The 21,263-nt window shown below is 53.5% G+C and carries 17 protein-coding genes; 10 read left to right on the forward strand and 7 right to left on the reverse strand.

Annotated elements, in window-relative coordinates; genetic code table 11:
- The first annotated feature begins 51 nt into the window (after positions 1-51).
- Both HII27_RS21590 and dcuR read left to right on the forward strand, forming a co-directional pair.
- Positions 52-1,671 carry a sensor histidine kinase gene (locus HII27_RS21590; protein WP_185669476.1) on the forward strand — a complete coding sequence of 540 codons (1,620 nt, stop codon included), beginning with the start codon at positions 52-54 and terminating at the stop codon, positions 1,669-1,671.
- Positions 1,668-2,387 (forward strand): two-component system response regulator DcuR, encoded by a 720-nt coding sequence (dcuR, locus tag HII27_RS21595; RefSeq protein WP_185669477.1) that lies wholly within the window; start codon positions 1,668-1,670, stop codon positions 2,385-2,387. The genes HII27_RS21590 and dcuR overlap by 4 nt, the downstream gene beginning before the upstream one ends.
- On the opposite strand, the gene HII27_RS21600 is transcribed toward dcuR, so the two are convergent.
- Entirely contained in the window at positions 2,368-3,333 is a 966-nt protein-coding gene (locus tag HII27_RS21600) for an FAD:protein FMN transferase (RefSeq protein WP_185669478.1), read from the reverse strand. The two genes, dcuR and HII27_RS21600, sit on opposite strands and share 20 nt — an antisense overlap.
- Before the next feature lie 76 nt (positions 3,334-3,409).
- The gene (locus HII27_RS21605) at positions 3,410-6,214 is read right to left on the reverse strand and encodes a flavocytochrome c (RefSeq protein ID WP_185669479.1); all 2,805 of its coding nucleotides are present in this window, start codon (positions 6,212-6,214) and stop codon (positions 3,410-3,412) included.
- Positions 6,215-6,845: 631 nt separating this feature from the next.
- Here HII27_RS21605 and HII27_RS21610 point away from each other — a divergent pair.
- The 5 genes from HII27_RS21610 to HII27_RS21630 all read left to right on the forward strand — a co-directional run bounded on the left by HII27_RS21610 (position 6,846) and on the right by HII27_RS21630 (position 12,920).
- Complete coding sequence (locus HII27_RS21610) at positions 6,846-8,360, forward strand: DASS family sodium-coupled anion symporter (protein ID WP_191092161.1); 1,515 nt, start codon at positions 6,846-6,848, stop codon at positions 8,358-8,360.
- A 56-nt stretch (positions 8,361-8,416) separates the two neighbouring features.
- Complete coding sequence (fumA, locus tag HII27_RS21615) at positions 8,417-10,066, forward strand: class I fumarate hydratase FumA (protein ID WP_185669480.1); 1,650 nt, start codon at positions 8,417-8,419, stop codon at positions 10,064-10,066.
- A 224-nt stretch (positions 10,067-10,290) separates the two neighbouring features.
- Entirely contained in the window at positions 10,291-10,851 is a 561-nt protein-coding gene (locus tag HII27_RS21620; protein ID WP_185669481.1) for an Ail/Lom family outer membrane beta-barrel protein, read from the forward strand.
- A gap of 168 nt (positions 10,852-11,019) precedes the next feature.
- Complete coding sequence (locus tag HII27_RS21625) at positions 11,020-11,925, forward strand: ROK family protein (protein WP_185669482.1); 906 nt, start codon at positions 11,020-11,022, stop codon at positions 11,923-11,925.
- Positions 11,926-11,942: 17 nt separating this feature from the next.
- Positions 11,943-12,920 (forward strand): LacI family DNA-binding transcriptional regulator, encoded by a 978-nt coding sequence (locus HII27_RS21630; protein WP_185669483.1) that lies wholly within the window; start codon positions 11,943-11,945, stop codon positions 12,918-12,920.
- Positions 12,921-13,002: 82 nt separating this feature from the next.
- On the opposite strand, the gene HII27_RS21635 is transcribed toward HII27_RS21630, so the two are convergent.
- A complete protein-coding gene (locus HII27_RS21635; RefSeq protein ID WP_185669484.1) occupies positions 13,003-14,985 on the reverse strand; it encodes an alkyl/aryl-sulfatase in 1,983 nt (660 codons plus the stop codon).
- Positions 14,986-15,237: 252 nt separating this feature from the next.
- On the opposite strand from HII27_RS21635, the gene HII27_RS21640 reads away from it, so the two are divergent.
- A complete protein-coding gene (locus HII27_RS21640) occupies positions 15,238-15,621 on the forward strand; it encodes a hypothetical protein (RefSeq protein WP_185669485.1) in 384 nt (127 codons plus the stop codon).
- A gap of 44 nt (positions 15,622-15,665) precedes the next feature.
- Here HII27_RS21640 and HII27_RS21645 read toward each other — a convergent pair whose 3' ends face one another.
- On the reverse strand, positions 15,666-16,295 hold the full coding sequence (locus HII27_RS21645; RefSeq protein ID WP_185669486.1) for a winged helix-turn-helix transcriptional regulator: 630 nt from the start codon (positions 16,293-16,295) through the stop codon (positions 15,666-15,668).
- A 144-nt stretch (positions 16,296-16,439) separates the two neighbouring features.
- Positions 16,440-18,416 carry an alkyl/aryl-sulfatase gene (locus HII27_RS21650; RefSeq protein WP_185669487.1) on the reverse strand — a complete coding sequence of 659 codons (1,977 nt, stop codon included), beginning with the start codon at positions 18,414-18,416 and terminating at the stop codon, positions 16,440-16,442.
- 513 nt (positions 18,417-18,929) lie between these two features.
- Here HII27_RS21650 and HII27_RS21655 point away from each other — a divergent pair.
- Both HII27_RS21655 and HII27_RS21660 read left to right on the forward strand, forming a co-directional pair.
- Entirely contained in the window at positions 18,930-19,838 is a 909-nt protein-coding gene (locus tag HII27_RS21655; protein WP_185669488.1) for an extracellular solute-binding protein, read from the forward strand.
- A gap of 14 nt (positions 19,839-19,852) precedes the next feature.
- A complete protein-coding gene (locus HII27_RS21660) occupies positions 19,853-20,593 on the forward strand; it encodes a molybdate ABC transporter permease subunit (protein WP_185669495.1) in 741 nt (246 codons plus the stop codon).
- 87 nt (positions 20,594-20,680) lie between these two features.
- On the opposite strand, the gene HII27_RS21665 is transcribed toward HII27_RS21660, so the two are convergent.
- Both HII27_RS21665 and HII27_RS21670 read right to left on the reverse strand, forming a co-directional pair.
- A complete protein-coding gene (locus HII27_RS21665; protein WP_185669496.1) occupies positions 20,681-21,187 on the reverse strand; it encodes a hypothetical protein in 507 nt (168 codons plus the stop codon).
- Positions 21,184-21,263: IS1 family transposase (locus tag HII27_RS21670; protein ID WP_001401901.1), on the reverse strand; the 80-nt coding region annotated here is incomplete at its 5' end. The genes HII27_RS21665 and HII27_RS21670, both read right to left, overlap by 4 nt.

The raw sequence follows: 21,263 nt of genomic DNA on the forward strand, positions 1-21,263 counted from the left end.
CAGGCACATCGGCGATAATGAGTTTTTGACCTCCGATAATAAAAGGTGTTAATGCGCGGTATGCAGCAAACTCAGCCCCAACCGAAGCGCCCGATGAAGCTCAGTACGCTGGTGACGCTGATGGTCTGCAGCGTCATCATTTCCGTATTACTGGTGGTTTACGCCTTCTATTTTGTGCAGATAACCAAAGCCACCCGCTCCGGTGTGGAAGATACCGCCTTTGCTATTGCTCGTACGCTGGCCAACTCCCCGGATATCAAGCGCGGTCTGAGCGAACCGCCGGACCACAATAGCATTCAGCCTATCGCCAGCGCCGTGCAGCAGCACAACGGCCTACTTTACGCCGTAGTCACCAATATGGACGGCGTTCGCTATTCGCACCCGAACGCGCATCTGATAGGCCAGCATTTTATCGGTACCGATCTCCAGCCTGCGCTGAAAGGCAAAGAGAACCTCTCGATTAACCACGGTGTATTGGCCGAAGCCGTACGCGTGTTCACGCCTATTTATAACGACCGCCAGCAGCAGATTGGCGTGGTGATTGTCGGCATTTCGTTGCAAAAAGTGGATGAGCAGATTAACGCCGCCCGCTGGAATGCGATTGGATTCGTGCTGTTTAGCGCCATCGTCGGCGTTCTGGGCATCTGGGGGCTGGTGCGGGTGCTTAAAAACATCCTGTTTGGTCTCGAACCCCACGAAATCTCCAGCCTGTTCGAGCAACGCCAGGCAATGCTGCAATCGATTCGCGAAGGGGTCATTGCCGTCGATGCCAAAGGCCGGGTCACGTTGATTAACCAGGCCGCACGGCAGATCCTGTTTTCACCTCAGGCACCGGCTTTGGGCGCAGTCCAGCATGCGCCGCTGCTGTCGAGTCTGAAAGAGGTGCTGGACAGTGGTACGCCCGTCGAAAACCGCGAAATCGGCTGTAACGGTCGTCTGCTGCTGTGCAACACCGTACCGGTGCTCAACAACCGTCGCGTTATTGGCGCGATCACCACCTTCCGCGATAAAACTGAAATCAGCCAGTTGATGCAGCGAATGGACGGGCTGGTCAACTACGTCGATGCCCTGCGCAGCCACTCCCATGAGTTTATGAACAAGCTGCATGTGATTCTGGGACTGCTGCACATGAAGCGCTACGATAAGCTGGAAGGTTACATCCTGCAGACCGCGCAAAACTACCAGACCGACATTGGCACCTTGCAGCATAAGATCAAATCACCGATCATTGCCGGCTTCCTGCTCGGTAAAATCAACCGAGCCAGCGATGCCGGGATCGCGCTAACCCTGGCCGATGAGAGCCTGATCCCGGACAACCCAAATGAAGAGCAGGTTGCGGTGCTGGTCACGGTGCTAGGTAACCTGATTGAGAACGCGCTGGATGCAATGGCAGATCAGGGTGAAGGCGAAATTGGCCTGTTGCTGCACTACCAGAACGGCTGGCTCAGCGGTGAGGTTAGCGACGATGGCCCGGGTATTGCGGCAAACCGCATCGATGCCATCTTTAATAAAGGATTTTCCACCAAAGGCGAAAACCGCGGTGTCGGGCTATTTTTAGCCCGTCAGCAGACGGAGAATCTCGGCGGGACACTTTCCGTCGAGTCCGAGCCGGGCGTGTTCACCCAATTTTTTGTTCAAATTCCCTGGGATAGCGAGAGGACAAGCGCGTGATAAATGTTTTAATTGTCGATGATGATGCCATGGTGGCCGACCTGAACCGCTGCTACATTGAGCGCGTTGATGGGTTTGTCTGCTGTGGTATCGCCTCCACGCTCCAGCAGGCGAAAGATAAAGTGCAGGATGCTTCCCAGGCCATCGACCTGATTTTACTGGATGTCTACATGCAGCAGGACAACGGTCTGGATCTGCTGCCTATCGTGCGCGACTCTGGCCGCGCCATCGACGTGATTATGATTTCATCCGCCTCGGACGCCGCCACCGTGCAGACGTCGCTGCGCTATGGCGTGGTGGACTATCTCATCAAGCCGTTCCAGTTTCCGCGCTTTGAAGAGGCGCTGCTGAGCTGGCGTGAGAAAAAGCAGTTGATGGGCAGCCACGCCTACTACGAGCAGGCTGACGTCGATCGCCTGCTGCATGGCGGTTCGCCAGAATTAGCGGACACGAAGCGGCTGCCAAAGGGGCTCACGCCGCAGACGCTGCGCACGCTGTGTCAGTGGATAGATGCGCATCCTGAGACCGAATTCTCCACCGACGATCTGGCCCAGGCGGTCAATATCTCTCGCGTATCCTGCCGTAAATATCTTATCTGGCTGGCGCAGATTAATATTCTGTTCACCAGCATTCACTACGGTGCGACCGGCCGCCCGGTTTATCGCTACCGCTTGCTGCAGGAGCAGTATGGTCTGCTCAAGCAGTACTGCCAGTAAGACGGTACTCGCGGTCCAGCAGCGTAAAACGATAGAGGTGGGATGAAGAGAGCACCACCTCTTTGTTTTTAGTCACAAAAATAGCTTCAATATCCGGGCGTGAACGCAGCGCAGCGCACCCTTTTTCCACGCCCATGCCGTACATCAGCGTGGTCCAGATATCGCCGTCAATCGAGTCGGCGCTGATAATCGTCACGCTGTCCAGTTCATTATCCAGCGGATAGCCGGTACGCGGGTCGAGAATATGGTGATAAAGCTGACCATTTTGCTCAAAGAAGCGCTCGTACACGCCGGAGGTCACCACCGATTTATTCTCAATTTCCAGCGTGCCAATCATCGCCCCTGAGGTGGAGAACGGTTTTTTCAGGCCAATTGACCAGCCGCCTTCCGGCGTGCCCAGCGTCTGCACGTTACCGCCAAGATTAATCAGCCCCTGCTCCACCCCTTCCTGACGCAGATAGTCGCGTACGCGGTCGGCAATATAGCCCTTGGCAATCGCGCCAAGATCAATTTCCATGCCCATTTGCGCCAGGTACACGCTGTTATCGTCGTCGTTCAGCACCACCTGCTCAGGATTGGTGAGCGTCAGCAGGTGTGAAATTTCGTCCGCCGGCGGGACGCTGTCGCCTTTAAAGCCAATACGCCAGCGCTTCACCAACGGGCCAATGGCGAGGTTAAATGCGCTTTGCGGCAGCAGGCTCGCCGATTTGGCGCATTTGATCAAAGCATAAACGGGGGCGCTCACGACGACCGGGTGCTGGCCCGCAGCGTGGTTGATATCCATCACCTGCGACTGGGCGCGGTTGACGGTAAGCAGGTCTTCATACTGTTTGATAAGGCGGAAAACGCGTGAGGCGAGCGCCTCGTTATGCGCGAAAAGCTTGAGCAGGATGGGTGACCCCATCAGTACGGCAGAATAGCTGTATACCCTTGTACTGTCTGACATCGATATCCCCTCTGCTGATGGTAACAACCCGGCGTCGCTACGCTCGGCCGGGCTACGGGATGGTGCCATGGGTTAATTACGCGGACTCAAGCATCGCCCAGGGTACCTGCTGCGCACGCTGTGCGGCCTGACGACCGGCAAGCGTACCAAAGATAATAATATCAGCCACCGCGTTCCCGCCAATACGGTTACCGCCGTGGATACCGCCAACCACTTCACCGGCGGCATACGCACCAGGGATCACCTGTTTGTTGACGTTCAGCACACAGGTATCGGTATTGATGGTGACCCCGCCCATGGTGTGGTGTACGCCCGGCGCAATCTGAATGGCGTGATACGGCCCTTCATTCAGCGGTGCGCGCAGCGCGGTTTTACGTCCAAACTCTTCGTCATCCTGTTTTTCGACAAAGCCGTTGTAGCGGGTAAGCGTCGCCTGGAAGGCCTGTTCATCCAGACCCAGTTTAGCCGCCAGCTCAGCCGGCGTGCTGGCGCTGGTCACCAGCCCTTTGGCGATGTACTCATCCGCCGCTTTGTTTTTCGTACGAACATGTTCGTCAAATACGATGTAAGCATAGTGCTCCGGCAGCGCAATAATCGCCGCAGACACTTTGTCACGGGTCTCCATCTCATTGAAGAAGCGGTTACCCTGCTGGTTAACCAGAATTGCCCCGCCGCCACGAATCGACTCAGAAACCAGATAAGAAGTTTTCTGCTCAACGGTTGGGTGAATCTGGATCTCGCCCATATCTACCGTACCGGCACCAATGCGTTCCAGCAGTGCGATACCGCCGCCGGTCGCCCCTTTATGGTTGGTGGTGACGAAGCCCGCCAGGTCCGGACGGTATTTCACCACCATTTCGCTGTTGGCGCTAAAGCCGCCGGTCGCCATGATGATACTGCGAGTCTGAATGGTGATCGTTTCCTGCTCGTCGGTTAGCAGGCGTACGGCAGAAACTTCGCCCCCATCCATGACAATATCGACCACGGAGGTATCGAGCATGACATCAATCTGACGTTTTGTGACGTTACGCACAAGGCCGCTGATCAGATAGCCGCCTACCGCAGAGCCATCTTTCGGACGGTGCGTACGGTCAATGCTCATGCCCCCGGTGGTGGTGATGTCGTTCAGCATAATGCCGCGATCCGCCAGCCATTCGATCGCCTGCGGGGCCGTTTCCACGAAGCGGCGCAGCAGCGCTGGGTTATTCTTATTTTTGCCGCCTTTCAGGGTCTCTTCATAGAACAGCTCTTTGCTGTCCTGAATCCCTTTCACCCGCTGGAAGCGCGTTTCCGCCGCGTTCATCCCAGCTGACGCTTTAATGGTGTTCCCGCCAATGGTCGGCATTTTTTCGACGATCAGCACGCGAGCACCGTCATCGTGCGCCTGGATAGCCGCGGCCAGACCGGCACCGCCGCTCCCGACCACCACTACATCATAAGATTTCGGTGCAGCGGTATCACCACCCTCTTCTGCCACCAACGCTTTGCTGGATTTCACCATCGCTTTGGAGACCGCTTTTTTCACCGCTTCGCTCTGGCTGGTTGCCCCGGAAATGGCATCAACGTGTGGAGTATTAGCATCCAGGATGCGTGAACGAATTTCTTCAAAGCTGGTGACGAACTCTACGTCCTGATCCACGCCGCCGGTCAGTTCAATGTCGGCGATGCGGTCGGTTTCAAGGCTGACGTTAATAACCAGCTCACCGGCTTCATCCTGTACGGTTTCAACGAACACGCCCGGTTTGAATTTAGACACTGACATGCTCATATCGCGAATCATCGCTTCCACCAGCGAGAAACGCCACAGCGGCTCAGGGATGTTCAGCGCTTCACGCTGGGTGCTGTCGATAAACAGATCCAGCGTCTGGCCGTCGGCAATACGTTCGGCCCAGTCCGGATACGCGATGCAAGCGCGACCAACTGCAATCAGGTCGTAGCCGTGTGCCATTGCGCTATCAATATCGCTATCGTTTACCACGCCGCCCACGCCCATCACCGGCACCTGCGCCAGCGTTTCGGAACGCTGGGCAACGTATTTTTCAATCAGCGGCGTTGGGTCGGTGGTGTCCACGATAGACGAACGCAGCGAAGCACCGACGGAGAAGTGCAGATAGTCCAGCCCGCGCGCGGCCAGTTTTTCCAGCAGATACAGGGTGTCGTCAAAGCGGATCCCCGGCACTTCCATCTCTTCCGGCGAGAAACGATAGCCGATGATGAAGGCGTCGTCCGCATACTGGCGAACCATTTTGTGGGTGATATCCAGTACCGCCAGCGGGAATTTCGCGCGGTTATCGCGGCTGCCGCCCCACTCGTCATCACGCTGGTTGGAGTTTGGTGAGTAGAACTGTTGGATAAGATAAGTATTTGCGCCGTGAATCTCGACGCCATCAAAACCTGCCTGAATCGCGCGGCGTACGGCATCGCCGAATTTACCGACCATCCCTTCTACTTCTTCAGCAGTCAGGGCCACCGGCGTTGCCGCGCCATCACGCGGTGCCGCGACGGCGCTTGGGCCAACCGGTGTACGGCCACCGATCAGTTTCGGGTCGACCATACGGCCACCGTGATAAATCTGCAGCAGCGCTTTGGAGCCTTTTGATTGAATCGCCTCAGCGATTTTCGCCAGCCCGGCGATTTTGTCATCACTGTCGATGCCGAGCGCACCGGGGAACGCCAGACCTAAGTCGTCAACAAAACAACATTCTACGATGATGGTGCCAATCAAACCGGCACGCGCGCGGTAGTATTCCACCAGCTCGCTACTGACCGAGCCATCATAATAGCCAGAGCAGGTTGTCATTGGCGCCATAAACAGACGGTTTTTAAGCTCGGTACCATTCGGTAAGGTACAAGAGCTCAGTACGCGATGATGATTGTTCATAAGGGTTAACTCCAAACTTTTAAAAATTAAAATTTAAGAATTCGGGATCGGGCTGCATTTGAGTTATTTGTTATGCCGATATCATGATATTAATATAGCGATAATTTTAGTTACTAAAGTTATTACGTTAGTTATAAAACTATTTAATCCCTTAAATAACACACATACTCCTATGGTGTTACTAATTTAATTCCGTTTTATTCACAATTATTTAATATATATGAGTACAATTATAACTTCCTTAACAGTGGTCGAACCAGTGTTTCATTATTTAAAACAACAACAAAATCAACGCGTTATCGCAATATCGCGTACGATTAATAACATTTTATTTAGAAATTAATTTAACCTAACACCATTAATACCCCATAACCTAATAGGGTTATTAATTAAAGTATAAAAATAATGTTGTGGTTGTGCTTTTTTGATCGCGATCAATTGTAATAGTCTCCAAAAGCGCATTATATGAATATAAGATTTTTTAAACCTGGCGCTAAATAATATAGCGACATCGACCTTATATACGAAATTGCCAGCCGTACTTTTGAAATCTAAATAAAGTAAAAAAACTAAAAAAAGCAAAGCGGCAGTTTTAGCGAACCGAATTATTAACTACTTATAGAAGCGTAATATGAACGAGAAATCTGCGACATCGCACTCGCCGACTCCGGTGAGTAAACCAAAGGACGGTAAGAAAAACCGTCTTCTGATGATGGCACTGCCTATTATCGTGGCCGTGCTGCTCCTCTTTGTCCCGGTTCCTGACGGGCTTCCACCGTATGCATGGCACTATTTCGCTATCTTCGTCGGCGTGATTGTCGGCCTTATCTTTGAACCACTGCCGGGCGCCGTTATCGGCCTGACCGGGGTGGTTGCCATTGCCCTGTGCAGCCAGTGGGTGCTGTTCAGCCCTGAACAGATGGCAGCACCAAAGTTCCAACTGGCGGGTGCCTCCTTTAAATGGGCGGTCAGCGGCTTCGGCAACTCTACCGTCTGGCTTATCTTCGGTGCGTTTATGTTCGCCGCCGGTTACGATAAAACCCGATTCGGCCGCCGTCTGGCGCTGATTCTGGTGAAATATCTGGGCCGTCGCAGCCTGACGCTCGGCTACGCTATCACGCTGGCCGACCTGCTGCTGGCACCGTTTACCCCGTCCAACACGGCGCGTAGCGGCGGGACTATCTACCCGATTATCGCCAACCTGCCGCCGCTGTACGGCTCAAAACCAAACGACCCAAGCGCGCGTAAAATTGGCTCTTATCTGATGTGGGTGGCGATTACCGCCGCCTGTATCACCAGTTCTATGTTCCTTTCCGCCCTGGCCCCTAACCTGCTGGCGCTGGCATTGGTGAAAAGCATCGTCGGTATCAACATCTCCTGGGGCACCTGGTTTATCGCCTTCCTGCCGCTGGGCCTGCTGTTAATTCTGACCATGCCGCTGCTGGCCTACTGGTTCTATCCACCAGAAGTGAAGGTGAACGATGAAGTGCCGCTGTGGGCTGCCCGTGAGCTGGAAAAACTGGGCAAGCTGTCCCGTAACGAAATCCTGCTGCTGGTCTTCGTGTGCTGTGCATTGATGATGTGGATCTTTGCCGCTCAGTGGATTGAACCGGCAATGGCTGCGCTGCTGATTATCGGCCTGATGCTGTGGACTGGCGTGCTGGAGTGGAGCGACATCACCGGTAACAAGGCCGCGTGGAACACCTTCGTGTGGTTCGCCACCCTGGTTGCTCTCGCCGACGGCCTCTCCTCTACCGGCTTTATCGGCTGGTTGGGCAAAGAAGGCGGCATGCTGATGAGCGGTATCTCTCCAGGCGTGGCAACCATCGTGCTGCTGCTGGCGTTCTACCTGCTGCACTACCTGTTTGCCAGCACCACCGCGCACACCACCGCGCTGCTGCCAGCGATGCTGACCATCGCCTCAACCATCCCAGGGATGAACATGAACGTCTTCGTGCTGCTGATGGTGACCTCGCTGGGTATCATGGGGATCATCACCCCGTACGGCACCGGCCCAAGCCCTATCTACTACGGCAGCGGATATCTGCCGACCAAAGACTACTGGCGCCTTGGCACCATCTTTGGGGGCATCTTCCTGGTAGCGCTGCTGGTCATCGGCTACCCATGGATGTCTATGATGTTCTGATTCATAACCGTCGGGGGGCAACCTCCGGCGGTTTTATTTTTATGGAGTGAAGCGCTATGTCGAACAAATCATTTTACTATCAGAATCCCTTCCCGCTGTCTCACGACGATACCGAATACTACCTGCTCAGCCGTGAGCACGTCTCAGTAAGTCAGTTTGACGGCCAGGACGTGTTAAAAGTGGAACCTGAAGCCCTGACGCTGCTTGCCCAGCAGGCTTTCCACGACGCCGCCTTTATGTTGCGCCCTTCCCACCAGAAGCAGGTTGCTGCCATTCTGAGTGACCCACAAGCCAGCGAAAACGATAAATACGTTGCCCTGCAGTTCCTGCGTAACTCCGAAATTGCCGCCAAAGGCGTGCTGCCAACCTGTCAGGATACCGGCACGGCGATCATCATGGGGAAAAAAGGCCAGCGCGTCTGGACCGGCGGCGGCGATGAAGCGGCGCTGTCTCAAGGCGTATACAACACCTATATCTCCGACAACCTGCGCTACTCGCAGAACGCGGCGCTGGATATGTATAAAGAGGTGAACACCGGTACTAACCTGCCGGCGCAGATTGACCTCTACAGCGTCGACGGTGACGAATACAAGTTCCTGTGCATCGCCAAAGGCGGCGGTTCAGCCAACAAAACCTATCTCTACCAGGAAACCAAAGCGCTGATCACCCCAGCGAAGTTGAAAAACTATCTGGTGGAAAAAATGCGCACCCTTGGTACCGCGGCCTGCCCGCCGTACCACATCGCTTTCGTGATTGGTGGTACCTCAGCGGAAGTGACGCTGAAAACAGTCAAACTGGCTTCAACCCGTTATTACGACGGTCTGCCAACCGAAGGCAACGAGCACGGCCAGGCGTTCCGCGACATGAATCTGGAAAAAGAGCTGATGATCGAGGCGCAGAATCTGGGCCTGGGTGCACAGTTCGGCGGCAAATACTTCGCCCACGATATCCGCGTTGTCCGTCTGCCGCGTCACGGTGCTTCCTGCCCGATCGGCATGGGCGTCTCCTGCTCCGCCGACCGTAACATTAAAGCCAAAATCAACCGCGACGGTATCTGGATTGAGAAGCTGGAACATAACCCGGCGCAGTACATTCCGGAAGCGCTGCGTGAGCAGGGTGAAGGCGCGGCGGTCAGCATCAACCTCAATCAACCGATGAGTGACATCCTGGCTCAGCTTTCCGCTCACCCGGTGTCCACCCGCCTGTCGCTGAACGGTACCATTATCGTTGCCCGCGACATCGCCCACGCCAAACTGAAAGAGCTGCTGGATAACGGCGAAGAGTTGCCGCAGTACGTAAAAGATCACCCAATCTACTACGCAGGCCCAGCCAAAACGCCGGAAGGTTATGCCTCAGGTTCTTTAGGCCCAACTACCGCTGGACGTATGGACTCCTACGTTGACCTGCTGCAGTCCCATGGCGCCAGCATGGTGATGCTGGCGAAAGGCAACCGCAGCCAGCAGGTGACCGATGCCTGCCATCAACATGGCGGTTTCTATCTTGGCAGCATTGGCGGCCCGGCGGCCGTTCTGGCACAGAACAGCATCAAGAGCCTGGAATGTGTGGCCTACCCTGAACTGGGGATGGAGGCTATCTGGAAAATCGAAGTGGAAAACTTCCCGGCCTTTATTCTGGTTGACGATAAAGGGAACGACTTCTTCCAGCAAATTCAGAATAAGCAGTGCGCAGGGTGTCCTCAGCGTTAAATTTACCCCCCCCCCCCCGCGATTGCGGGGGGATTTATTTTAGGACTTTTCTTAACACAAATATAAATTAGCTAATCCCTGCACAACACCGTCTCCGAAACAATATTCCACTCTTGTTCCCATAAATTCAGGTAGTTCATCAGAAATATCATTGCCGATATACTCCCCTCGATTTTTAAACTCATCGATAAACACAACACAATAATTTTTATAGGATTTTTAAAGTGAAAAAACTATCTCTGGCAGTTTTGGTTATGGGAGTCCTGACAAGTGGAATGGCTATTGCGGATAGCCAAAGCGTTTCGATTGGTTATGCCCAGGCCGACGTTAAAGACTTCAAGAATATCCGTGGCGTTAACCTACAATATCGCTACGAATTTGATTCTCCGTTCAGCGTTGTCGGCTCATTTACCTATATGAGTGGCAGCGAAGACCGTAATTATTATGTTGATTCTGATTCGGTTAACACCAATATTGACGTTAAATATTATTCACTGATGGTCGGCCCGGCCTACCGCATCAACGAGTACGTCTCCCTTTATGCGTTGGGCGGCGCGGCACGAACCAAAGCCGATATCGATGTGAAATGGCTGGAGTCGAGCAATAACGAAATTTATCGTGAGAGCGAGTCTCGCCATTCCACCTCCTTCGCCTACGGCGCAGGGATCATCATCAACCCAATCGAAAACTTGACGGTAAACGTTGGCTACGAAGGCACCACCGCCGATATCGAAGACAAATACCAGATCAACGGTTTCAACATCGGGGTCGGCTATCGTTTCTAAGCCACTCTGCCGTGCGGCTTCTTACTCTTGCGGGTGAGAAGCCGCCAGCCTCCGTCACGGTGAATTTTGCCAGACGCCGTCACAAAATTACCGCCCGCCCCTTTTGTATAGTAAACAAAATACCTACACTGCGTTGCCATTAACCTACTGACTATCGGGAAGACGGCAATGCGATTAGGGCTGGATATTGGCGGGACCAAAATTGAGGCTGTAGTATTAGATGACCAGGGCGAGACGCTTTACCGCCAGCGCTACAGTACGCAAAAACAGAGCTACGATGCTTTTTTCCACTCGGTTATCACGGCAATTGACGCCGCTAGAGCGGCAACCACTTACTCACTATCCATTGGGCTTGGCATACCTGGCGCCTCTGCCACCGACGGGCTTATCAAGAATTCCAATATTCTGGTATTGAACCAGCAACCCTTTGTGCAACAGCTTGAACAGCATTTCAATATGCCCGTTGCGGTGACCAACGACGCCAATTGTTTCACCTTGTCAGAAGCCATCGACGGTGCGGGGAAAGGCTATGGCGTGGTGTTTGGCGTGATCCTCGGCACCGGCTGCGGCGGCGGGTTGTGCGTAGATAATCGGCTGATCACGGGGCCGAACGCCTGCGCCGGTGAGTGGGGGCATAACGTACTGCCACACTATCATCCTGCGAAAGACGGCGAGTCGGCGCAGTGCTACTGCGGCCAAACCAACTGCATCGAGAGCTTTATCTCCGGCAGCGGCCTTGAACGTCAACATGCTCAATTGTTTAGTAAACATGATAAAGTCCCGCAGATCGTTGCCCGACTGAACGCAGGTGAAGAACCGGTTGCTGCACTATGGGAACGCTATCAGGATCAGGTTGCCCGGGCGCTGGCGGGCGTCGTTAATACCCTCGACCCGGATGCGATTGTCATCGGCGGCGGCGTTTCGAATATCCCGCAACTCTATGACGGGCTACAGGCGCGTATTGCACAGTATGTCTTCGGTAAACAGTGCTGCACCCCAATTCTACAGGCGCGCCACGGCGACAGCAGCGGCGTCCGCGGCGCGGCCTGGCTCGGTGCCCAACGTAAAGCATAAAGACAGGATATGAACAGGTGAAAGCCGTCAGAATCAGAGATATCGCCGCCGCCTGCGGCGTGTCGCCGGGTGCGGTCTCCCGCGCATTAAAGGGCCAGCCAGGCCTGCGGGAAGAGACGCGGCAGCGCATTATTGCGGCGGCGGAGCAGCAGGGCTACGACTTTGGCCGCCTGCGCAGCGAGAAGATCAAACGGGTGCTGTTTTTGTTGCACCGTCAGCACAATATCAGCCGCGCGCTGCCGTTCTACTCGCCGCTGTTTTTGGGGCTGGAGTCCGCCTGCCGTGAACAGAGCATCGCGCTGAGCTTTTTGTCCGTTGGCCCCGGTGATGCCGTCGCCGAACAGGTGATGCTCCACCAGCCGGATGCATTAATCTGCGCGGGGTTCTTTGAGCCGGAGCTGCTGGCGGTGCTCGAACAGTTGAAGCTGCCGCTGGTGCTGGTCGATCTCTGGTCGCCTGGCCTGCCCTGCGTCAACCCGGATAACCTACAGGGCGGCTATCTCGCCACTCGACATTTGCTGGAACAAGGGCGCACGCGTATCGCGTTTTTGGCCAGTACGCTGGGCCATTACAGTATCCGTCAGCGAGAAAAAGGGTATCGTCAGGCGCTGTACGATGCAAAGCTGCTGATGCCGCCGGAGTATGAAGCCATCGCCTTACCGCAGCTGGATACCGAGCAGTCGCTGCTGCGGGCGATAAACGAACTGTTCGACCTTGCTGAACCGCCGGATGCCCTTTTTGCCTACAACGATGCCACTGCGCTGCTGGTATTACAGGTGTGTGCAGAACGCGGTCTGCGGGTGCCGGAAGATGTCGCGGTGGTGGGGTTTGATGATATTGAGCCTGCGGCCTGGTCGCAGCCGCCGTTGACCACGCTGTCGGTGGATAAACAGAGGCTAGCGCTGGAAGCGCTGGATATTTTGCTCAGTGAACGAGTGGAGGCAAACGTGATGTTGCCGGTGGAATTGGTGGTGCGAGGTAGCTCTGGTGCCTGATCCCGGGGTCGGCGTGAACGCCTCGCCCGGGCTACTTATCCTGTAGCCCGGGCAAAGCGTAGCGCGCCGGGAAGGCAGACGATTATGGCGTCACGATATTGAACCAGAACTCGAACTTATCCATATAGCTCAACAGCTCATCCACTTTGGCATGGTTACCGGAGATGCGCACATCGCCCTGGTTTTCCGCCTGCTTCAGCGTCTCTTCCTTAAGGATAATCTTGTTCAAAGTCGCGCGGTTAAGCGTAATAGAGGCATCGGCATTGCTGGCCTGCGCGTTCGCGCTGTGGTTCAGTACACCGTTTTCCAGCTCCAGCTTATACTTGCCGCCATCGCTGCCTAAATCGACATTGAAGACCGCTTTGGCATTCGCCGCTTTTTCACCATTAATGTGAACCGCCAGATAGTCAAAGAACATCTCCGGCGACATCGCCTTCACCGTATCCGGGCTGGCGGTGTTCGGCGTTGGTCCTTTCACCACGCCGTTACGCAACTCCTGCGCACCGGTCAGGTAGAAGTTACGCCACGGGCCCGACTCGGCCTGATAGCCCATCTGCTCAAGCGCATCGGCTTCCAGACTACGCGCAGCTTTATTGTTCGGATCGGCGAACACCACCTGATTGGTCACCTGTGCTACCCAGCGGTAGTTACCCTTCACAAAGTCAGCTTCTGCTTTTTGCATAATGGCATCGGCACCGCCCATATACTCCACGTATTTCTTCGCAGCCGCTACCGGCGGCAGTTCGTCCAGAGTTGCCGGGTTACCGTTAAACCAGCCGAGATAGAAGACATAGGTCGCCTTCACATCGTGACTGACCGAGCCATAATAGCCGCGGCTGGCCCAGGTTTGCGCCAGACTGTCCGGCAGCTTAAAGTTAGCGGCGATTTCATCACGGGTCAGCCCCTGGTTTGCCATACGCAGGGTCTGGTCATTGATATAGCGGTACATATCGCGCTGGCCTTTCATCAGCTTGACGACGTTCTCGTTGCCCCAGGTCGGCCAGTGGTGCTGAGCGATAATGATCTTCGCTTTCCCGCCCCAGCGGTCGATAACGTCGTTGACGTACTTCGACCAGGCCAGCGGATCGCGGATTTTCGCGCCGCGCAGCGAGTAGGTATTGTGCAGCGTATGGGTCACATCTTCCGCCGCCTCAATCATTCCCTTCTCTTCGACATACCACAGCATTTCAGACGGCGCTTCCGAACCCGGTGCCATCATAAAATCGTAGGTCAGGCCATCGATCACCTCTTTCTGACCGGTATGGGTGATGTAGTTGGTCGGCTCAATCAGCGTCACCGTACCGGCTGACGTGGTGGTACCCAGCCCCGCGCCAACCTGACCTTTCGCGTCCGGTTTCAGCAGGTTACCGTACATATAGCTGGCACGACGGCTCATGGCATTCCCGGCCATGATATTTTCAGACACCGCTTCCTGCATAAAGCCTGCAGGCGCATAGACTTTCACCTTGCCGGATTTCACATCGGCTTCGTCCACCACGCCGCGCACGCCGCCGTAATGGTCAACGTGGCTATGGGTATAAATCACCGCGACGACCGGCTTTTTACCGCGATTCTTATAGTAGAGATCCATCCCTACCTTCGCCGTTTCCGCCGAGACCAGCGGGTCGATAACCGTGATCCCTTCTTTCCCTTCCATAATGGTCATATTGGAGAGGTCGAGGTTACGAATCTGGTAGACGCCGTCGGTCACTTCAAACAGGCCGCCGATATTGATGAGCTGCGACTGACGCCACAGACTTGGGTTGACCGTATCCGGCGCTTTCTCGCCCTCTTTAATAAACGCGTACTGCTGAGGATTCCAGACCACGTTCCCCTGCTTACCTTTAATCAGCTCTGGCGGCAGCGGCGCAATAAATCCTTTGTGCGCATTAGCGAAATCGGTTTTATCCGCGAAAGGCAGTTGCGCATACAACGCATCATTCGCCTCTTTGGTTTGTGCCGTTGCCGCTTTACCTGGCTCCTGCGCCATTGCCGGAAGGGAAATGACGGCGCTCGAGCACACGCCAGCGATGGCCATATAGCCCGCTAATTTTTTCAGTTTCATAAAGCCTCTATTCATAACATTGCGCCGCACAAAGGAGGTTGCTTATTGATATAAGCCACGGCGTGAGAGTTTTCGATTGAATAACGATGAGGTAAGAGTAACACCGGTATTTAGCGAGAAAAAAACAATAACCATTTAAATTTAAATTTATACTGCAAGCCCACAATACATTTAAAAATAAACAAATCGTTGGTCGTCAGGCCTCGGTATAAAAAGATAATAGGCAGCTTATTCGTAAAGCCTGGAAACACCATGTATAAAGTGACTGTTTTGCTTCTGGCCGCCACGTTAACGGCGTGCAGTGCCGATAAACCGCAAACGTTGAGCAAAATTGATGCCCTGCAAATTCCGGTGGTCGCACAGAGCCCATACCCTGCGGAGCCCAACGCGCTCGCTGCACAATATCAGAACAATGAGCGCATCATAGAAAACGTCACCGATGCGCTAAAAACACAGTATCTACAGAATGTTAGCAGCCGTGACATTTTCGACGTTCATAGCGAGGCGCACCAGGTCTACGCGGCGCTATCCAAGCTCGACCAGCTGCAGCTTATCAACCGCTATTATCTGAAAGCGCAGAATCTCGACGGCCTTAACCACGTGGGCAGTTCACTGCAGCCACTGGAAAAAGGATAAAAAAAAGCTCACTCATCATCGATGAGTGAGCTTTTTTCATTGAACTAAAATCCCTCAGGCAAGCTGCTGACGGACATTAAATAACCCCCGCGCTTAAACTCGATATAATGGCCGTTTTTAAGCGCCGATAATACATTTAATACGCTACTGCGCGAGAGATGCGTACGCTCCTGAATATAATCCAGGATCGATATTTTCATGCGCGTCTCTTCAGGCAGTAATATCATCTCTTGCAGGTGATTACGAATCACCGAATAGGTGCGCTGTTGCACCACCAGCGCGTCACGATAAAAAAGATAGGCGGTGTGATACGACAACACCGAAGCCACATCTTCCCAGACGCCCTCTTCACGGAACAGCTGCATCGCCGTTTGTGCATCCACGCGTAGAATGGTCGATTCCGACTCTGCCCGCAGCAAATGGCCGCGTACCGGCTGGATCATCTCAGCAATACCGAACAGATGAGGGTCATACACGGTGACAATCAGCAGGCCGTCTGACGCCCGTAAGATGGAGAGTTCACCTTCCAGAAAGAGAAAAAGCTGCGGCTGGTTTTTGTGCGTCCAGGTCATCCGTTTACGGGGAACCACCTTCATTTTTTCGGCTATCGGCTGCAGCAGCGCCGTCAATCGTTGAATGCTCTGCTCCGGGCGAATCGGCGGTAAATTTTGCATAATCCTACCTGTAAAAATGACACAACGTTGCATTTACGCACATCGACAGATGTGCCATAAAGCGCAACGTTGTTTAAATTCAAACCAATAAAAGCTTGTCCTGACGGTAGGCCGGATAAGCTTAGCGCCATCCGGCCTACAGGGTTATGGCGTGACGATATTGAACCAGAAATCAAACTTGTCCATATAGCCCAGCATCTCGTCGAGTTTTGCTCCGTTGCCGCTGATCTTCACTTCGCCCTTATCTTCAGCCTGTTTAAGCGTTTCCTCTTTCAGGATGATTTTATTCAGGGTTGCCCTATCCAGGGTCAGGGTTGCATCGGCATCTTTCGCTTCCGCATTGGCGGTATGGTTCAGCACACCGTTTTCCAGCTCCAGCTTGTATTTACCGCCGTCATTGCCCAAATCGATGTTAAACACCGACTTCGCTTTCCCTGCTTTCTCGCCGTTGATATGTACGGCCAGATAGTCAAAGAACATTTCCGGCGTCATCGCGCGCACCGTGTCCGGGCTGGCGGTGTTCGGCGTTGGCCCTTTCACCACGCCGTTACGCAACTCCTGCGCGCCGGTCAGGTAGAAGTTACGCCACGGGCCCGATTCGGCCTGATAACCCAGCTGCTCCAGCGCATCGGCTTCCAGGTTGCGCGCATCCTGGTTTTGCGGGTCGGCAAAGACCACTTTGCTGACCACCTGCGCCACCCAACGGTAGTTGCCCTGGTCGTAATCCTCTTTGGCTTTTTTCAGAATCGCCTCAGCGCCGCCCATATAGTCGACAAATTTCTTCGCCGCTTCTTCAGGCGGCAGCTCGTCGAGCGTCGCCGGGTTGCCGTCGAACCAGCCGAGGTACAGCACGTAGGTGGCCTTCACGTCGTGGCTCACCGAGCCATAGTAACCACGGTTAGCCCAGGTATTTGCCAGGCTGTCCGGCAGCTTGAAGTTGGCGGCGATTTCATCGCGGGTCAGCCCTTCGTTTGCCATGCGCAGCGTTTGGTCGTTGATGTAACGATAGAGGTCACGCTGGCTCTTCAGCAGATTCACCACGTTTTCATTGCCCCAGGTTGGCCAGTGGTGCTGCGCCATAATCACTTCCGCTTTATCACCCCAGCGAACAATCGCTTCGTTGATATACTTCGACCACGGCAACGGTTCACGAATCTTCGCACCGCGCAGCGAGTAGGTGTTGTGCAGCGTATGCGTCACGTCCTCTGCCGATTCGATCAGCTTTTTCTCTTCGATAAACCACAGCATTTCAGACGGCGCTTCTGAGCCAGGAGCCAGCATAAAGTCATAGGTCAGCCCATCAATCGTCTCTTTCTGCCCATCTTTATCGATAATATTGGTCGGTGCGATTAAGGTGACGGTCCCGGCCGAGGTGGTGGTACCCAGCCCTGCGCCAACCTGCCCTTTCGCATCCGGTTTTAACAGGTTGCCGTACATGTAACTGGCGCGGCGGCTCATTACGTTACCGGCCATAATGTTTTCCGCCACCGCCGCTTCCATAAAGCCGGACGGTGCGTACACTTTAACTTTGCCGGATTTCACATCTGCTTCATCCACCACTCCGCGCACGCCACCGTAGTGGTCAACGTGGCTGTGGGTGTAAATGATTGCCACCACCGGCTTTTTGCCGCGGTTTTTGTAGTACAGGTCCATCCCCACTTTGGCGGTTTCCGCCGAGACCAGTGGGTCAACGACGGTGATCCCCTCTTTCCCTTCGATAATGGTCATGTTGGAAAGATCGAGGTTGCGAATCTGGTAGACGCCATCGGTCACTTCAAACAGCCCGCTGATGTTGATCAGCTGCGACTGACGCCACAGGCTAGGGTTGACGGTAGCCGGGGCTTTTTCGCCCTCTTTGATAAAGGCGTACTGTTGCGGGTTCCAGATAACGTTGCCCTGCTCGCCTTTAATCACATCGGTTGGCAGCGCGGCGATAAAGCCTTTGTGGGCGTTGGTGAAATCGGTATTGTCGGAGAAAGGCAGCTGAGTTAAGAGTGCGTCATTAGCTTTTTGCGTGGTATCCGTCGCCTCTTTCGGCGTCACGTCGGCATAGGCCGGGAGGATAATTGTCGACATAAAACCTGCCAGCGCCAGGCTTCTGACAATAAGCTTTATTTTCATTATGACCCTCGATTTTACAGTATTTTATATAACCCCAGAAGGTAATCGGTTGAGATACATTATTTTTCCTCACCCTATAAAAACATAACCAGGAATCGCCATTACGCAAGGAAGAATAGTTGATAAAAATAGGGTTTTTATGTTGAGATATAATCCCTTTAAATCAACATGTTAAATGACCTCCTTTAATTTGACGAATTGTATTTCATGTACTAGAAAAAATAACAATTTTAATATTCGTCATTCCCGAATAATTCAGCAAAGTAAGTATCGCAGTCATATTTACCGCCATTTTTAGACATTAAGACTTAAATATCCTGCCGTTCTATCATTTAACATCACCATAAAATGTTAATATTTAGAAACAGTTAGACACAGGATTTACTCCATAGTGAGTATTTTTTCAATTTAAGCTCAACGACCGTTTCATCGTCGTTGCCAGCACCGCCTTTTTCATGAAAAATCGCTATGTATAAAACTACATAACGAGACAAGTCGATGGTTTCAGGAAAAATGAAGTACGGGATTCTGGCGCTGATGGTATGTACCCCAGCGGTGTTCGCAAAAGACATCCGCGTCACCTACGCCGGTTCAATGGGCAAAGTCATGGATCAAGGGTTAGGGCCTGCGTTCAGTAAAGCCGATAACGGTGACTATCAAGGGCAAGGTCAGGGGGCATACGGTATGGCTCGTCTGTTAGCCAGCCATAAAATTGAGGCCGATGTGTTTGTTTCCATCAACCCTGGTCCAATGCAGATCCTCAAAGATGCCGGGCTGATTGATGAAGCCGTGCCCGTTGCCAGCACCAGCATGGTGGTAGCGTACAATCCGAAAGGGAAATATGGCGCTCAGTTTGCCGCCGCCAATCAGAAACACGATGGCTCATGGCTTAATCTGCTGGCACAAAAAGATATCAGCTTCGGGCGCACCGACCCGTACGTCGACCCGAAAGGTCAGAACATCGTCTTTACGCTGATGCTGGCGGAGAAATATTACCAGCAGCCGGGCATCGCGATGAAAATCCTCGGCAGCCTGCAAAACCCGCAGCAGACCCACCAGGAAGGCGGCCTGATATCACGCCTTGAGAGTGGTCAGGTGGACGCCGCCGCCGGCTATGAGAGCGAAATTCGCTCCGCGCACCTGCCGTATGTGGCGCTGCCGGATGAGATTAACCTGAGCAACCCGGCGATGGCAAAGCAGTGGTATGACACCGTCAACTTCACCATTAAAGACGCCCAGGGCAAAAACCAGGTTCTGCATACCCAGCCGATGGTGTTCTACGCTGCGGTGCTGAAAAATGCGCCTAACGGTGTTGAACAAGGCGAGAAATTCGTTAAATTTATGCAAAGCGCACAGGGTCAGGCGCTGTTTAAACAGTACGGTTACGCGGAACCAAAAGGGGACGCGCTATACGCCCGCTAAACCGCCCAGCCAGAATAGCGGGCTGGCTCTCGCTGCCCGCTATTCTCTTGCTGAGCATTCCTTTTATTACCCTGGTTAGCGTTACACCGTGGCACCATTTGCAGCTGGCATGGCGAGACGGGGATGCCATCGCCGTCTCGATGGGGCTTGGAGGCGTGGCGCTGTGCATCACGGTCGCCATTGGGCTGCCCGTTGCCTGGTGGCTTTCGCAGGCGCGCGGACGCCGCCGTTTACTGGGGGAATTGCTGGTGATGATCCCCTTGCTCACCCCGCCGCTGGCAATGGGTATCCTGTTGGTCTCGGCGCTGGGGCCCTATGGGTTAGTCGGCACGTGGATCTCAAAACTTGGCGTAACGCTGGTCAACAATCCGGCAGCCTTTGTGCTGGCGCAGATATACGGATCGCTGCCCTACTTTATTGTGGTCGCCCGCTCGGCGTTCGCTACCGTGCCCAAAGATATTCTCGAAGCCGGTCAGACTCTCGGCGCTTCGGGCTGGAATCGCTTTCGCTACCTCACGCTTCCCATCGCCTTTCCCGGCCTTGCTTCTGCCGTTACCCTTGCCTGGGTGCGGGCCGTCGGTGAATTTGGCATCGTGATGATTTTCGCCTATTTTCCTCAAGGCATCCCGGTCAAACTCTATACCAACCTGCAAAACGACGGCGTGGATGCGGTGTATACGCTGCTGTGGATGCTGCTGATTGTGACCCTGCCGCTGCCGATGATGTGCTTTGCGCTAGGCAGAAGGGTTAAGTAGCGGATAGCGACGGTGCAAACCTCTATTAAATGCAATATGCCCTGTATTAAACAGGGCATATGAATGACGGATTACAGATTAAAAAACTTACAGGCTGTCATTATTTCGCTTTTCAAGCGCTTCCCGATAGCGCCGTTGTTCCACAATATCCAGATTTGGATCGAATAACACACTTGATCCTTTCACCGCAATATCGGTATCAATTTCTGTTTGGGAAGCATAGGCTTTATGGCCTTGAGGCTGCGTAGTCGTTGGGGGGATATAGGTCCCTTGGTATTGTCTATTCCCGGAACAACCGATATAGGCTAACAGGCAGGCAAACAGGAAGAAGAATGTCCATATGGTGTTATAGCCGTTAAGCGTATATCCACTGCCATACACATCCGAAAACACAGCATGAAATCTGATGGCATAAACAATCAGGAATGATGAGAGGATAACAACTCGACTTTTACCTACGGTTAAATGCTTAACTAAAAATTTTACCGTTGCCACTAGCGTGACCAAAAACAACACCACGGCAGCTAAGAGCAGCCATATCGGGAACCGCCCATATTCTTGCGTAATGTTCTGCGGGTAATGACTCCAACTTATTGATAGTGTTTTATGTTCAGATAATGCCCGATGACTTTGTCATGCAGCTCCACCGATTTTGAGAACGACAGCGACT

Source organism: Kluyvera sichuanensis, assembly GCF_014218705.1.
GTDB classification, from domain to species: Bacteria; Pseudomonadota; Gammaproteobacteria; order Enterobacterales; family Enterobacteriaceae; genus Kluyvera; species Kluyvera sichuanensis.